Consider the following 14,284-nt stretch of genomic DNA (forward strand, 5'->3'; position numbering starts at 1 on the left):
TTAAATTTTTATTTTTTCATTTAATAAATATTGAATAGAAATAGATGTTACTTTTGGTAATTTTTCATAACTTTTTGAAAGTTCTATTTGTTCTTTATTCTCAAAAATCTCTTCTAGATTATTTTTATTGATTATATTAAATTCTTCTAATTTATTATTTAAATCTTTTTTAAGATGGTTACTAATTATTTGACTTATTTTTTCTAAAATACATATACTTTCATATATATTTTTTCCTGATTTTTTTTCTAATTCTATACGATCTATCGTTTCAGTATTTATTGGAGCATTAGTATTCAAAAAATTCATTAATTTTTTAATTTTTTATATAAAATTTTTAATTTTTTAGTATTATTTTTATAATATGAAAAATACTTCATATAATCATTATATGATTTTATGAAATCTTTTTTTTTATATAATTTATATTGGGATACACAAATTTTATATAATACTTTTTCTTTAAAATTACTTTCTGGAAAATCTTTTATAAAATCTTGAAAATAATCTAAAGAAGTTTGATATTTATGCATTATAAAATATAAATTAGCTATATAATAATTTTTTCTTTCTATTTTCATTAATAAATCATTAAGTAATTTATAAACTTCTTTTATTTTTAAACTTTTAGGATATTTTTTAATGAATTGATTGAATTTATTAATTGCTATATCAGTTTTATTTTTATCTAGATTAAAGTTTAAAGAAGAAAAATAATAATATTTACCACTTTCAAATAAATTTTCTTCTATTAATTCATTTTCTTTTTCTAATTCTAAAGAAACATATTTTTTTTTAGAAATAACACAACTTTCAAAAAAACTCATAAATATTATTATTAAAAAAATAACTTTCATATTCATAATTTTTTATTTTTATGAAAATTTTTCATATCTTTATCAAATAAATATAATCCGCCTTTATCTTCTCCTATTAATTGAATTTTATCTAAAATTCTCTTAATTAAAGATTCTTCTTCTATTTGTTCTTTAACATACCATTGTAAAAAATTATATGTAAAATAATCTTTCTTTTCTAAAGATAATTCAACTAAAAAATTAATTTTATTAGAAATTTTTTTTTCATGTTCAAATAATATTTGAAATAATTCTTTTAAACATCCATATGTTATTTTTTTTAAAAAAATATTATTTAAAGTAATATCACCTCCTCTTTTATTAAGATATCTGATTAATTTTAACATATGTTTTCTTTCTTCATTAGAATGATCATATAAAAATTCACATATTCCTTCAAATCCTTTTTTTTCTACGCAATAAGCCATAGATAAATATAATTGAGAAGATTCTGATTCTCTATTTAATTGTTTTATTAATTCTAATTGTATTTTATCATTAAGCATATCAATTAATTTCTATTTTTTTTATTTATTAAATTCATCATTTTTTCTTTTAAAGAGTAACTTCCAATTAATAATGGTAATCTTACATATGGATTACATATTTTTTTTATACTTAAAAAAGTTTTAATCCCTGTAGGATTCCCTTCTTCATAAATTAAATCTATCATATCAATAATTTCATAAAAAATAGAAAAAGCTTTTTCTACTTGATTTTTTCTAGCTAAAGAAACCATTTTAGAAATTTTATTAGGATATCCTTGAGCAATGACGGATATTACACCTTCTCCTCCACCTAATATTATAGGTAAAGTAATAAAATCATCTCCTGAAATAACACTAAAATTTTGAGGTTTTTTTTCAAGAATTTTATAAGATTGCAATATATTTCCAGAAGCTTCTTTTATTCCTATAATATTATTAAAATTATTAGCTAAACGTAAAACAGTATTTGGAGTTATATTAGATCCTGTTCTTTTAGGAACATTATAAATAATAATTTTTGCTTCAGTAGAATTTACAATAGATTTAAAATGTTCATATATTCCTTCTTGAGAAGGTCTATTATAATAAGGAGAAACTGATAATATAGCATAAAAATCTGATAAATTTTTTATTTTATTTATTTGATTTATAATATTAATTGTATCATTCCCTCCAATTCCTAATATTAAAGGAAGTTTTTTATAATTTTTACTTTGAATACATTTAATAATATCTCTTCTTTCCTCTTTTTTTAGAGTAGCAGTTTCAGCTGTAGTTCCTAATGCTACTAAATAATCAACTTCATTATCTAAAACATATTTTACTAGTTTTTCAATTCCATTGAAATCAATTTTTCCATCTTTTTTAAAAGGAGTAACCAACGCTACACCTGTTCCATATAATTTTTTCATAGATTAGTTTGATATATATATGTGATATTAATAAAGTTATTATTTCATATTGAGATATCATTAATCATTTTTTTTTAAAAAAATAAAAAAAACAGATGTAAGCGTATGTACATAAATTAAATTATTAATAATCTTTTTTTGTTCTAGGTCTAGCTGCAGATACAATAATATTTCTTCCCATAAATTCTGTCCCATTTAATTTTTCTATAGCTTTTTTTGCGTTTTCTTCATTAGACATTTCTATGAATCCAAATCCTTTACTTCTTTTATTTGATGTAGATTCATCAAAAATTATCTTAGCATGAGTTACTTCTCCTATAGATTCAAAATATTTTTTTAATTCTTGTTCTGTCATATCATAAGATAAGTTACCTACATATAATTTCGTATTGTCCATATTAAAAATAAATTGTTTTCAAAGCAAATTTAGAGAAATATTTTTTCTAAATATATTAAAATATAAATTTTCTATTTTTTATATTAAATTAAAAAATTTTTATAAATAAGTTAAAGAATACTTATAATGAATAATTTTTCTATTATATCATCATTATTGGATAATGATTTTTATAAATTTACTATGCAAAATGCTGTTCTTAAATTATTTCCATTAGTAAAAGCTAAATATGAATTTATTAATAGAGGAAAATATTCTTTTCCTAAAAATTTTGCAAATATTTTAAAAGAAAATCTTAATAAAATGTCTTATTTAAAACTTTCAAATAAAGAAAGAATTTTTTTAGAAAAATATTGTCCTTATTTAGATTCCTCTTATTTAGATTTTTTAAATCAATATCAATATAATCCAAAAGAAGTAAATATATATCAAAAAGGAAAAAATATAAAAATGAATATAGAAGGATTATGGAGTAGAACTATATTATGGGAAGTTCCTTTAATGGCTATTATTTCTGAATTATATTATAAATTAACAGGAATAAAACGTTTATCTGATAAAAATATCATCATTCTTACTAAAGAAAAATTAAAAAAATATAAAAAATTAAAAGTTAAAATTGGAGAATTTGGAACAAGAAGAAGATATTCTTATCAAGTACATAAATTAATACTTAAAATTTTAATAGAAGAAGGATATCCTTTTTTTATAGGAAGTAGTAATGTTCATTTATCTCATATATTTTCCATTAAACCAATAGGAACTAAAGGACATGAATGGATTATGTTTCACGCAGCAAAATATGGATTTAATATAGCAGATCGTATAGCTATGGAAAATTGGTTAAATATTTATAAAGGAAATTTAGGTATAGCTTTATCCGATACATACACATCTTCAATTTTTTTCAAAAATTTTAATAAAAAACTTTCTAATACTTTTAAAGGAATTAGACATGATAGCGGTGATCCTATTTCTTTTATTAAAAAAACAATAAAACATTATAAAAAATTTAAAATAAATCCTATTAAAAAAAAAATTGTATTTTCTGATAATCTTAATCCAGATAAAGTGGCTTTTATTTCTTCTTTTTGTAAAAATAAAATTAATCCTTTTTTTGGAATAGGAACTAATTTTACTAATGATGTTGGTCCTCCTTCTATGAATATTGTTATTAAAATGATTAAAACCATTCCAAAAAAAAATTGGATTTCAGTAGTAAAATTATCTAATGTTGAAAAAAAATCAACTGGAAAAAAAAATATGATTTTTTTTGCTAAAAAAATCCTTCATTTATGACATAATGTCATTTTATTTTACCTTTATTTATTAATAATTATATAAGATGGAAAACAATAAAAAAGAATTAAACAATAGTTTTTATATTGAAAATTATGGATGTCAAATGAATGTATCAGATAGTGAAATAGTAATTTCTATTTTATTTAAAAATGGATTTTTTTTATCAAAAAATTTAAAAGAAGCAAATATAATTTTATTTAATTCTTGTTCTATTAGAAAAAAAGCAGAATTAACATTAAACAATAGATTAGAAGAATTACAATATTTAAAAAGAAAAAATAAAATTTTATTTGGTATTATAGGATGTTTATCTAAACAATTTAGAGATATTCTTTTAAAGAAAAAAAAAATTGATTTTTTTGTAAATCCTAATTCTTATAAAGAAATACCTAATTTTATTAAAAATGCTATAATTGGAAAACCATATATTTATTCAAATAATCAAAAAAATGAAACATATTCAGATATAAATCCATTTTATTTAAAAAAAATAACAACTTTTTTAAGTATAACTAGAGGATGCAATAATATGTGTACATTTTGTGTAGTTCCTTTTACAAGAGGAAGAGAAATAAGCAGTAATCCATATTATATAATTGAGGAATGTAAACGATTATATAAAAATGGATATAAAGAAATAACTCTTTTAGGACAAAATGTTGATTCTTATAAATGGAACAATATGGATTTTTCTGATTTATTAAATTTTTTAGCTCCAGAAATACCTTTCATGAGAATAAGATTTTCTACATCTAATCCTCATGATATGTCGGATAAAATATTAGAAGTTATTTCTAAACATTCTAACATTTGTAAACATATTCATTTACCTGTTCAATCTGGAAGTAATAAAATATTAAAATTAATGAATAGAAAATATACACGTGAAAAATATATTTCTTTAATTAAAAAAATTAGAAAAATAATTCCTGAATGTTCTATATCACATGATATTATGACTGGTTTTTGTAATGAAGAAGAAAAAGATCATCAAGATACTATTGATTTAATGAATGAAATTCAATATAATTATGGTTATATGTTTTCTTATTCTTCTAGACCAGGAACTTATGCATATAGAAAATTAAAAGATAATGTCCCACATTATGTTAAAAAAAAACGATTAAAAGAAATTATTGATTTACAAAAAAAACATTCATTATTCAGAATGAAAGAATATGTAGGAAAAATACAAGAAGTTTTAATAGAAGGTGAATCTAAAAAAAATAATCAATATTGGTATGGAAGAAATACACAAAATTTAGTTATAGTTTTTCCTAAAGAATCCTATAAAATAGGACAATTTACATATGTAAAAATAACAGAAACTACTTCTGCTACTTTAATTGGAAAAATTTATAAAGATGTAAAAAAATAAAAATATGGAATCTATCCAAAATATAAAACAAAAATTTGGAATCATTGGATATGATTATGCTTTACATCAAGCTATAGAAAAAGCAATACAAGTTGCACCTACAGATATATCTGTTTTAGTTCTTGGAGAAAGTGGAGTAGGAAAAGAATTTATTCCAAAAATTATTCATCAATTTTCTTCTAGAAAACATCATTCTTATATTGCTGTAAATTGTGGAGCAATTCCAGAAGGAACTATTGATAGTGAACTGTTTGGTCATGAAAAAGGATCTTTTACAGGAGCAATAAGTATGCGTAAAGGATATTTTGAAGGAGTGAATGGAGGAACTATCTTTTTAGATGAAGTAGGAGAATTACCTTTAACTACACAAGTTCGTCTTCTTAGAATATTAGAATCAGGAGAATTTATTAAAGTTGGTTCTTCCAAAATTCAAAAAACTAATATACGAATTGTTGCTGCTACTAATTTAAATATGATAGAATCTATACAAAAAGGAAAATTTAGAGAAGATTTATATTATAGACTTAATACAGTACAAATTAACGTTCCTCCTTTACGTTGTCGTAAAAATGATATTAAATTTTTATTTAAAAAATTTGCTAATGATTTTGCAGAAAAATACCATATGCCTTCAGTAACACTTACTGAAGGATCTTTAAAATATTTAGAAAATTATTATTGGCCAGGAAATATCAGACAATTAAAAAATATTGCAGAACAAATTTCTGTAGTAGAAACTAAACGTGAAATTTCCGTAGAAAAATTAAAAGAATATATTCCAGAAAATATTCCTTCAATATCATTTTCTCATAATGAAAATTTTTTTAAAGGACTTTCTAAAGAAAGAGATTTTTTATATAAAATTTTATTTGATATGAAAAAAAATTTTAATGATTTAAAAAATATTACTTTTCAATTAATTAAAAATCATACTAATACAAGATTTATTAAAGAAAATCAACAACTTATGGAAAAAATTTTTGGAAAAATGATTTATAATAAGGATAACTCTATTTTTCAATTAGAAGATTCATATAAATTATCTGAAGATGATAATAATTTAGATTATGAAGAAGTAGAAGAAGATTCATTTGATAATTTAAATGAATCTTCTTCTATTTCTTTAGAAAAAAAAGAAATAGAATTTATTCAAAAAGCTTTAAAAAAAAATAATGGAAAAAGAAGAAAAACAGCAAAAGAATTAGGAATTTCAGAAAGAACATTATATAGAAAAATTAAACAATATGGATTATAAAAAAATTTATTTTTTTTTTATTTTTCTATTTATATCTATTACTATTACTAGTTGTTCTTATACTTCTATTTATTCATTTTTTTATCCAATAAAAACAATAGAAATAGGAGATTTTTCAGAAGAAATGAATATACATATACCTAGAAGATCTATTTCTTTTGATTTTAAAAAAAATATAGAAAATTATATTTTAAAACATAATCCTTCTTATTTAGCATTAAAAGATGGAGATATTATTTTAGAAGGAAAATTTTTAGATTATGCAATTATTCCAACAGAAAATTATTCATTAAAAAAAATTCAAATAACAGTGAAAATATGTTATAAAGATAATTTAGAACCAGAACAAAATTGGGAACAAAATTTTATTGTATCAGAATATTTTTATTATAAAAAAAATCTTTTTTTAGAAGAAATTATTAATAAAATTATAGAAAAACTTACAATTCAAGTATATCAAAAAATATTTTATGAAAATAATAATAATTTATAAATGACATATATAACTTTATCTGGATTTTTTATTATTCTAATGTGTTTTCTTCTTATAATATTTATACTTATACAAAATCCTAAAAAAGAAAGTATTAATCAAACTTTTATGGAAAAAAATTTTAGATTTTTTGGTATTAAAAGAACAAATACATTTTTAGAAAATATTACTTGGTTTTTATCTATTATTATATTTTTTTTAATTTTATTATTTAATTTTTTTTTAAAATTAAATATGACATAATGTCATTTAATATTATTAAGATGAAAAAAAATCAATAAATTTTTATTTGGCATGTTTTTGGCTTTTTTTTAATTAGTGTCGTAAACTTTAAAAATTATTTAAAATATGGTGGAAGTAAAGATTAAACCTTTAGCAGATCGTGTTCTTGTACAACCTGATCCTGCTGAAACAAAAACAGCTTCAGGTATTATTATTCCTGATACTGCAAAAGAAAAACCACAAAAAGGAACTATAATTGCGGTAGGTAAAGGCAAAAAGAATGAACCTATGATTCTAAAAGAAGGAGATAGAGTTTTATACGGAAAATATTCTGGAACAGAATTAAAATGGGAAGGTAAGGAATACCTCATTATGCGAGAGTCTGATATAATAGCTATCATATGATTATATAACTTCATATAACTTATTAAGTATTCAAAAAATTAAAAAATTATGGCAAAAGATATTAAATTTGATATTGAAGCAAGAGATAAATTAAAAAAAGGAGTAGATGCGTTAGCTAATGCTGTTAAAGTTACTTTAGGACCAAAAGGTCGTAATGTTGTATTACAAAAATCATTTGGAGGTCCTCAAGTCACTAAAGATGGAGTTACTGTAGCTAAAGAAATTGAATTAGAAGATCCTATTGAAAATCTTGGAGCACAAATGGTGAAAGAAGTTGCTTCTAAAACAAATGATGTTGCTGGAGATGGAACTACAACTGCAACTGTTTTAGCTCAAGCTATAGTTAGAGAAGGATTAAAAAACGTAGCAGCTGGAGCTAATCCAATGGATTTAAAAAGAGGTATAGATAAAGCTTTAGAATTTGTAATTATAGATTTAAGAAAACAATCTAGAGAAGTAGGAGGAAATACAGAAAAAATAAAACAAGTAGCTTCTATTTCAGCAAATAATGATGAAAAAACTGGAGCTTTGATAGCGGATGCCTTTGAAAAAGTAGGAAAAGAAGGAGTTATTACTGTAGAAGAAGCAAAAGGAACAGATACATCCGTTGATGTTGTTGAGGGTATGCAGTTTGATAGAGGTTATCAATCTCCATATTTTGTTACAAATACTGAAAAAATGATCACTGAATTTGATCAACCTAAAATTTTATTGTCTGATAAAAAAATAGCAGCAATGAAAGATTTATTACCTATACTAGAACCAGTAGCACAGTCTGGAAAACCATTACTTATTATTTCTGAAGAAGTTGAAGGAGAAGCTTTAGCTACATTAGTAGTAAATAAAATACGAGGAACTTTAAAAGTAGCTGCTATTAAGGCCCCTGGATTTGGAGATCGAAGAAAAGCTATGTTAGAAGATATAGCTATTTTAACAGGAGGAACTGTTATTTCTGAAGAAACAGGAAGTAAATTGGAAGATGTAAAATTAAATATGTTAGGTAAAGCAGAAAGAGTAATTATAGATAAAGATAATACTACTATTGTTAATGGAGGAGGAAATAAAAAAGATATAAGAGCACGTGTTGATCAAATTAAAGCACAAATAGAATCAACTACATCAGATTATGATAAAGAAAAATTACAAGAACGTCTTGCTAAATTAGCAGGAGGAGTTGCAGTTCTTTATGTTGGAGCAGCTTCTGAAGTAGAAATGAAAGAAAAAAAAGATCGTGTAGATGATGCTTTAAATGCTACTAGAGCTGCAGTAGAAGAAGGAATTGTAGCAGGTGGTGGTGTAGCTTTAGTTCGTGCTATTAATTCTTTAGATAATTTAAGAGGAGAAAATTCAGATCAAGATACTGGTATTCAAATAGTTAGAAGATCTTTAGAAGAACCTTTACGTCAAATTGTTGCTAATGCAGGTGGAGAAGGATCTGTTGTTGTTGCTAAAGTAGCTGAAAGAAAAGGAGATTATGGATACGATGCAAAAATTGGAGAATATAAAAATATGATTGCAGAAGGTATTATAGATCCTACAAAAGTAGCTAGAGTTGCATTAGAAAATGCCGCTTCAGTATCTGGAATGTTATTAACTACTGAATGTGTAGTAACAGAAATAAAAAAAGAAGAATCTAATGTAGCACCTCCTATGCCAGGAGCTGGAGGAGGTGGAATGGGAGGAATGATGTAGATGTAAAATGTTGATGTAAATAATAAAAAAAAATAGTGTCCTAATAAAGACACTATTTTTTTTAAAACAAATTTAAAACCAATTTTTTTGAACTTTTAAAGTTTGTTCAATCACATCTCTTACACATCCTCTTCCTCCTTTTTTTGGAGAAATATATTTAGATATATCTTTCACTTCTTGAACGGCATCTATTGGAGAACAAGGTAAAGCTACAGATCTCATGATTTCAATATCAGGAAGATCATCTCCCATGTAAAGAACTTTTTTTTTTGTAATATTTAAAATATTACAATATTCATCTAAATATTTTTTTTTATTATCAACTCCTTGATAAATATAACGGATATTCAAATTTCTTAAACGTTTAAAAACCATTAAATCTGAACCTTTTGTAATGATACATAAATTATATCCTTTTTTTTTTGCTATTTCCATAGCAAATCCATCTTGAACAAACATTTGACGTACCATATTTCCATCTGGAAATAAATTTAAAGTACAATTTGTTAATACTCCATCTACATCAAATACAAAAGTATTAATATCATTCATTATGTTCAGATAATTTTTCGTATCCATTCTCCTAAAAAAACCTTAAATCAACATAAAAAAAACTGTATAATAATAAAAAAAATATTAAACTTAAACTTTAAATATCCTCAAAATTAATATTTGTAAAATCCTTTATTTCTGATGTTTTTTTTTGAGCATCTTTAATCTCTTGATTTTGATTATATGTTGTATGATTTTTAAAATCTTTTTGATGACGTTCTGAAATAACTTCTCTTCCTTTTTCATTAATGATAAATCGAATCATATCATCAAGTATACTTTGAAATTTGGAAAAATCTTCTTTATACAAATATATTTTGTGTTTTTTATAAGTTATTTCTCCTGTTTCAGAAAAATTTTTTTTACTTTCAGTAATTGTTAAGTAATAATCACCAGCTCTTGTTTCTCTTGCATCAAAAAAATAAGTTCTACTACCAGTTTTTAGAGTTCGTGAACAAATTTCATTTCTTTCTTTGATATTTTCTTTTTCGTCCATTTCAATAAAATATTATAATCCTAATAAAGCAAATCTAAATAAAAAAATGTAGAATAATTATTTAAAATTAATTTTTTTTTAAAAAATTTTATAATATAATATTATTATATTTTATTTTTGATATTTTTCCATTTTTTAAAACAATAAATAAATCAAAATCAGATATATAAGAAATATCATGAGTAATAATAATAATAGTACTATTTTTCAATTCTTTTTTTATATAATAAATAATTAATTTTCTAGTTTTTTGATCTATAGCAGAAAAACTATCATCGAATATAAGAATTTTAGGATTTCTTATAAGTGCTCTTGCTATACATATTCTTTGTTTTTGTCCTCCTGATAAAGTAATTCCTCTTTCTCCTATAATTGTTTCATATCCATTTTTGAAATTTAAAATATCATTTTCTATCATAGCTTTTCTTGCAGCTTCATAAACTTTATATGAAGATACTTTTTCTATACCTCCTACAGCTATATTATTATAAATTGAATCTGAAAAAAGAAAAGATTCTTGAGGAACATAACCTATATTATTTCTAAAATCATATAAATTATGATTTTTTAAAGATAAATTATCTATTAATATATCTCCTTTATATGGATCATATAATCTAGATATTAATCTACCTATAGTTGTTTTTCCAGAACCTGTTTCTCCTGTTATAATCAAAGTTTTACCTTTCATTAGGGTAAATGATATTTTACTAATTGTATCATTTTTATTTTTAAAATAAATAAAACTAACATTTTTGAATTGTACTTTACCAAAAATTTTTGTTTTTATCAAATTGTTATTAAAAATTTCTGGTTTTTCTTTTAAAAATTCACTTATACGAAGTCTTGATACTTTAGCTCTTTCTATAATAGAAACTACCCAACCTAATATAATAAAAGGAAAAATTAAAATATTAATATATGTAAAAAATTCAGCAATAGTCCCTATTTCTTTTATTTCTCCTTCAAAATATTTTTTTCCTCCAAAAAAAATAATTAATAAATGACTAGTTCCTATAAAAAATATGATAATAGAAGATAAAATAGTATCTATTTTTACCAATTCTATATTTTTTTTTTGATATTTAAATATAATTTTATTATGTTTTTTTTGAAAAAAAGATTCTGAAACAAATGATTTAATAATATGAATACCGGAAAAAGTATCTTGAATAAAAGAACATATAAAAGATTGATAATTTTGAACTTGATTACTTCTTTTAGTAATATAAATACTAATATAGTAAATGAAAATAAAAAGAATAGGAATAGGCAAAATTACATAAAAAGTTAAAATTTTATTAATTCGTAACATTTGTATAAAAACCATAAAAAAAAGAACAATAAGATTTACAAAATACATTATACCAGGTCCTATATATTGTCTAATAAAAGAAACATCTTCTGTTAATCGATTCATTAAATCTCCTGTTGAATTCTTTTTATAAAATGATAAACTCAATTTTTGATAATGTAAAAAAATTTCATTTTTTATATCAAATTCTATCATTCTAGATGTTGTAATAATACATTGGCGCATATGATATTTAACAAAACCTCCAATAATTGGAACTATTAATATAATAATAGTATAAATACAAATTTCTTTTTTTAAAGAAAAAAAATTTGATGTATCTGAAAAACTAGTAATTAAATTTTTAATTGTATTAATAGATTTTCCTATATAAGGAATAGGAAATAAAGTTAAAATATTTGATATTAAAATCAATAAAAAACCTATAAATAAACGTAATTTATATTTTTTACAATATTTTTTGCTAAAAGCAAATAAACCATTCATATAACATACAAAAATACAAACTTTTTAAGTTTGATTTTTTATTTATATAATATAATTGTACATATAAAATATTTTTATAAAATTATAAAAATATATTGATTTATATTAAATCAACATTATTAATAAAAAATGTCAATAAGACGATACTTTAGAATAAGAAGTTTACAATTTTTATATGCTCAACACTTATCTAAAATAGATTCAAATAAAGTTGAAAAAAATATGCTTAAAAGTATTGAAGAATTGCATAATTTATATATTTCTCTTCTTTTTTTAATTTTAAAAATTAGAGAAAATTCTTTACAAAAAAAGAAATATGATAAAATTAACACAAATACTATACATCAATTTGCATATAATTCTGTTATTAAAATACTATCTAATAATAAATATTTAATTAAAGAATATAATTCTAAAAAAAATTCTGGAAAAATTTTATGGAAAAAAAAAGATAAATACATTTTTCTTTTATTACAAGAAATGCAACAATCAATAGATAAAAAAAATTATAATAAACATTATACTTCTTTTGAATCCTCTTTTGAAGAGGAAAAAAAATTTATCATAAAATATTATAAAAATATTATTATTCCTAATAAAAAATTAATAGAATATATAGAAGATTTATACATTAATGGAAAAGAAAACTTATGTATAGCTCATACTATGGTATGTAAAACTTTACAATTTATAAAATATTCTACTCCCCCAAATTTTAAATTATATAATATTTATAAAAATGATGAAAATAAAAAATTTATTATTGATTTATATAGAAACACCATTTTTCATAAAGAAGAATTTAATAAATTAATAAAAAATATATCAAATAATTGGGATATAAAAAGAATAGCAATTATAGATTTAATTATATTACAAATGGCTATTTGTGAATTTTTATATTTTCCAAATATACCACCAAAAGCTACTATGAATGAATATATAGAAATTACAAAAATATTTTGTATGGAAAAAAGTAAAATGTTTATTAATGGAATATTAGATCAAATTTTTAAATTTTTACACAAAAAAAATAAAATATTTAAAATAGGAAAAGGATTATTATAAATAAAAAAATCTATTTTAATTAATTTTAATATTTATTATTATGTTTTTTTTATTACAACAAAATTCTATTGCAAATACTATTTGTATGTTTGCATTAATTTTTATTATATTTTATTTTTTTATGATACGTCCTCAAATACGAAAACAAAAAATTGAAAAAAAATTTCAAGATAATTTAAAAAGAGGAAATTATATAGTAACAAATTCTGGAATACATGGAAAAATTATAGATATTACAGAAAATTTTTGTATACTAGAAACTATTATAGGAAAAATAAAATTGGAAAAAAATACTATTTCCAAAGATTTAACAGAATTACGTTATAAGGAAAAGGAATTATTAAAAATAAAAAATAATAAAAAATGAAATTTTTATTAATAGGAATAACTGGAAAAATGGGTTCTGGAAAAAGTTTATTGTCTTCTTTTTTTAAAAAAAAAGGAATTCCTATTTATTCTTCGGATAAAAGAGGAAAGATATTAATGAATAAAATAAAAATTGTAAAAAAAAATATTATTAAACATTTTGGAAATAATTCTTATAAAAAAGAAAAAATTAATAAAGATTATTTATCAGAAATTGTTTTTAAAAATCCTAATGCATTAAAATTATTATGTTCTATTATACATCCATGGATTTCTATTGATTTTAAAAATTGGATTTTTTCTTTACAAAAGAAAACTTTTTATGTTATAAAAGAATCTGCACTTTTATTTGAAAGTGGAAGTTATAAAGAATGTAATTGTATTATTACAATCACTTCACCGAAAAAAAAAATGATTGAAAGAATTATAAAAAGAGATAATTTAAATGAAAATCAAATTATAAATCGTTTAAATAATCAAATATCTAATAAAAAAAGAAAAAAAAAATCTCATTTTATTATTCATAATTATTCATCTATAACTTTTTTACAAAAAAAAGCAGATAAAATGCATAAATTATTTAATAAATACATAAAATAAT

18 protein-coding genes are annotated in these 14,284 nt (G+C 21.1%); 10 read left to right on the forward strand and 8 right to left on the reverse strand.

Translation table 11 applies throughout. The features are described from left to right. The 5 genes from H0H41_RS02090 to H0H41_RS02110 form a co-directional block, all read right to left on the reverse strand. A complete protein-coding gene (locus tag H0H41_RS02090; protein WP_185872059.1) occupies positions 1–309 on the reverse strand; it encodes a hypothetical protein in 309 nt (102 codons plus the stop codon). Continuing rightward, positions 309–863, reverse strand: a complete 555-nt coding sequence (gene bamD, locus H0H41_RS02095) for an outer membrane protein assembly factor BamD (protein WP_185872060.1) — start codon at positions 861–863, stop codon at positions 309–311. The genes H0H41_RS02090 and bamD overlap by 1 nt, the downstream gene beginning before the upstream one ends. Continuing rightward, complete coding sequence (locus tag H0H41_RS02100; RefSeq protein WP_185872061.1) at positions 860–1,363, reverse strand: ferritin; 504 nt, start codon at positions 1,361–1,363, stop codon at positions 860–862. Before H0H41_RS02100 ends, bamD begins: the two co-directional genes overlap by 4 nt. A 5-nt stretch (positions 1,364–1,368) precedes the next feature. Then, positions 1,369–2,256 carry a 4-hydroxy-tetrahydrodipicolinate synthase gene (gene dapA, locus H0H41_RS02105; RefSeq protein ID WP_185872062.1) on the reverse strand — a complete coding sequence of 296 codons (888 nt, stop codon included), beginning with the start codon at positions 2,254–2,256 and terminating at the stop codon, positions 1,369–1,371. Between the two features lie 124 nt (positions 2,257–2,380). Further along, positions 2,381–2,653, reverse strand: a complete 273-nt coding sequence (locus H0H41_RS02110) for an RNA recognition motif domain-containing protein (protein WP_185872063.1) — start codon at positions 2,651–2,653, stop codon at positions 2,381–2,383. Positions 2,654–2,779: 126 nt separating this feature from the next. Between H0H41_RS02110 and pncB the strand changes: the two genes are divergently transcribed. The 7 genes from pncB to groL all read left to right on the forward strand — a co-directional run bounded on the left by pncB (position 2,780) and on the right by groL (position 9,400). Next, positions 2,780–3,952, forward strand: coding sequence for a nicotinate phosphoribosyltransferase (pncB, locus tag H0H41_RS02115; RefSeq protein ID WP_185872064.1), 1,173 nt, complete (start codon positions 2,780–2,782; stop codon positions 3,950–3,952). Between the two features lie 46 nt (positions 3,953–3,998). After that, complete coding sequence (miaB, locus tag H0H41_RS02120) at positions 3,999–5,333, forward strand: tRNA (N6-isopentenyl adenosine(37)-C2)-methylthiotransferase MiaB (protein ID WP_185872065.1); 1,335 nt, start codon at positions 3,999–4,001, stop codon at positions 5,331–5,333. 4 nt (positions 5,334–5,337) lie between these two features. Continuing rightward, positions 5,338–6,588: a sigma 54-interacting transcriptional regulator gene (locus H0H41_RS02125; protein WP_185872066.1), complete on the forward strand. Its 1,251-nt coding sequence runs from the start codon at positions 5,338–5,340 to the stop codon at positions 6,586–6,588. Further along, entirely contained in the window at positions 6,578–7,081 is a 504-nt protein-coding gene (locus tag H0H41_RS02130) for a hypothetical protein (RefSeq protein WP_185872067.1), read from the forward strand. The genes H0H41_RS02125 and H0H41_RS02130 overlap by 11 nt, the downstream gene beginning before the upstream one ends. Further along, on the forward strand, positions 7,082–7,324 hold the full coding sequence (secG, locus tag H0H41_RS02135; RefSeq protein ID WP_185872068.1) for a preprotein translocase subunit SecG: 243 nt from the start codon (positions 7,082–7,084) through the stop codon (positions 7,322–7,324). It begins immediately after the preceding gene. A 105-nt stretch (positions 7,325–7,429) separates the two neighbouring features. Then, on the forward strand, positions 7,430–7,708 hold the full coding sequence (locus tag H0H41_RS02140) for a co-chaperone GroES (protein WP_185872069.1): 279 nt from the start codon (positions 7,430–7,432) through the stop codon (positions 7,706–7,708). 48 nt (positions 7,709–7,756) lie between these two features. Further along, positions 7,757–9,400: a chaperonin GroEL gene (groL, locus tag H0H41_RS02145; RefSeq protein WP_185872070.1), complete on the forward strand. Its 1,644-nt coding sequence runs from the start codon at positions 7,757–7,759 to the stop codon at positions 9,398–9,400. A gap of 72 nt (positions 9,401–9,472) precedes the next feature. On the opposite strand, the gene H0H41_RS02150 is transcribed toward groL, so the two are convergent. The 3 genes from H0H41_RS02150 to H0H41_RS02160 form a co-directional block, all read right to left on the reverse strand. After that, positions 9,473–9,952, reverse strand: a complete 480-nt coding sequence (locus H0H41_RS02150) for a KdsC family phosphatase (RefSeq protein WP_223843722.1) — start codon at positions 9,950–9,952, stop codon at positions 9,473–9,475. Positions 9,953–10,049: 97 nt separating this feature from the next. Further along, positions 10,050–10,448: a DUF3276 family protein gene (locus tag H0H41_RS02155; protein ID WP_185872072.1), complete on the reverse strand. Its 399-nt coding sequence runs from the start codon at positions 10,446–10,448 to the stop codon at positions 10,050–10,052. Positions 10,449–10,536: 88 nt separating this feature from the next. Beyond that, positions 10,537–12,249, reverse strand: a complete 1,713-nt coding sequence (locus tag H0H41_RS02160) for an ABC transporter ATP-binding protein (RefSeq protein ID WP_185872073.1) — start codon at positions 12,247–12,249, stop codon at positions 10,537–10,539. Positions 12,250–12,378: 129 nt separating this feature from the next. Here H0H41_RS02160 and nusB point away from each other — a divergent pair, with 129 nt between their 5' ends. Genes nusB through coaE form a run of 3 tightly spaced genes read left to right on the forward strand, consistent with a single transcriptional unit; the run spans position 12,379 to position 14,283 of the window. Continuing rightward, entirely contained in the window at positions 12,379–13,317 is a 939-nt protein-coding gene (gene nusB, locus H0H41_RS02165) for a transcription antitermination factor NusB (RefSeq protein WP_185872074.1), read from the forward strand. A gap of 40 nt (positions 13,318–13,357) precedes the next feature. After that, positions 13,358–13,684 (forward strand): preprotein translocase subunit YajC, encoded by a 327-nt coding sequence (yajC, locus tag H0H41_RS02170; RefSeq protein WP_185872075.1) that lies wholly within the window; start codon positions 13,358–13,360, stop codon positions 13,682–13,684. Then, positions 13,681–14,283: a dephospho-CoA kinase gene (gene coaE, locus H0H41_RS02175; protein ID WP_185872076.1), complete on the forward strand. Its 603-nt coding sequence runs from the start codon at positions 13,681–13,683 to the stop codon at positions 14,281–14,283. Before yajC ends, coaE begins: the two co-directional genes overlap by 4 nt. The last annotated feature ends 1 nt before the right edge of the window (position 14,284 follow it).

Origin of the sequence: Blattabacterium cuenoti (genome assembly GCF_014252255.1) — a bacterium.
GTDB classification, from domain to species: Bacteria; Bacteroidota; Bacteroidia; order Flavobacteriales; family Blattabacteriaceae; genus Blattabacterium; species Blattabacterium cuenoti_J.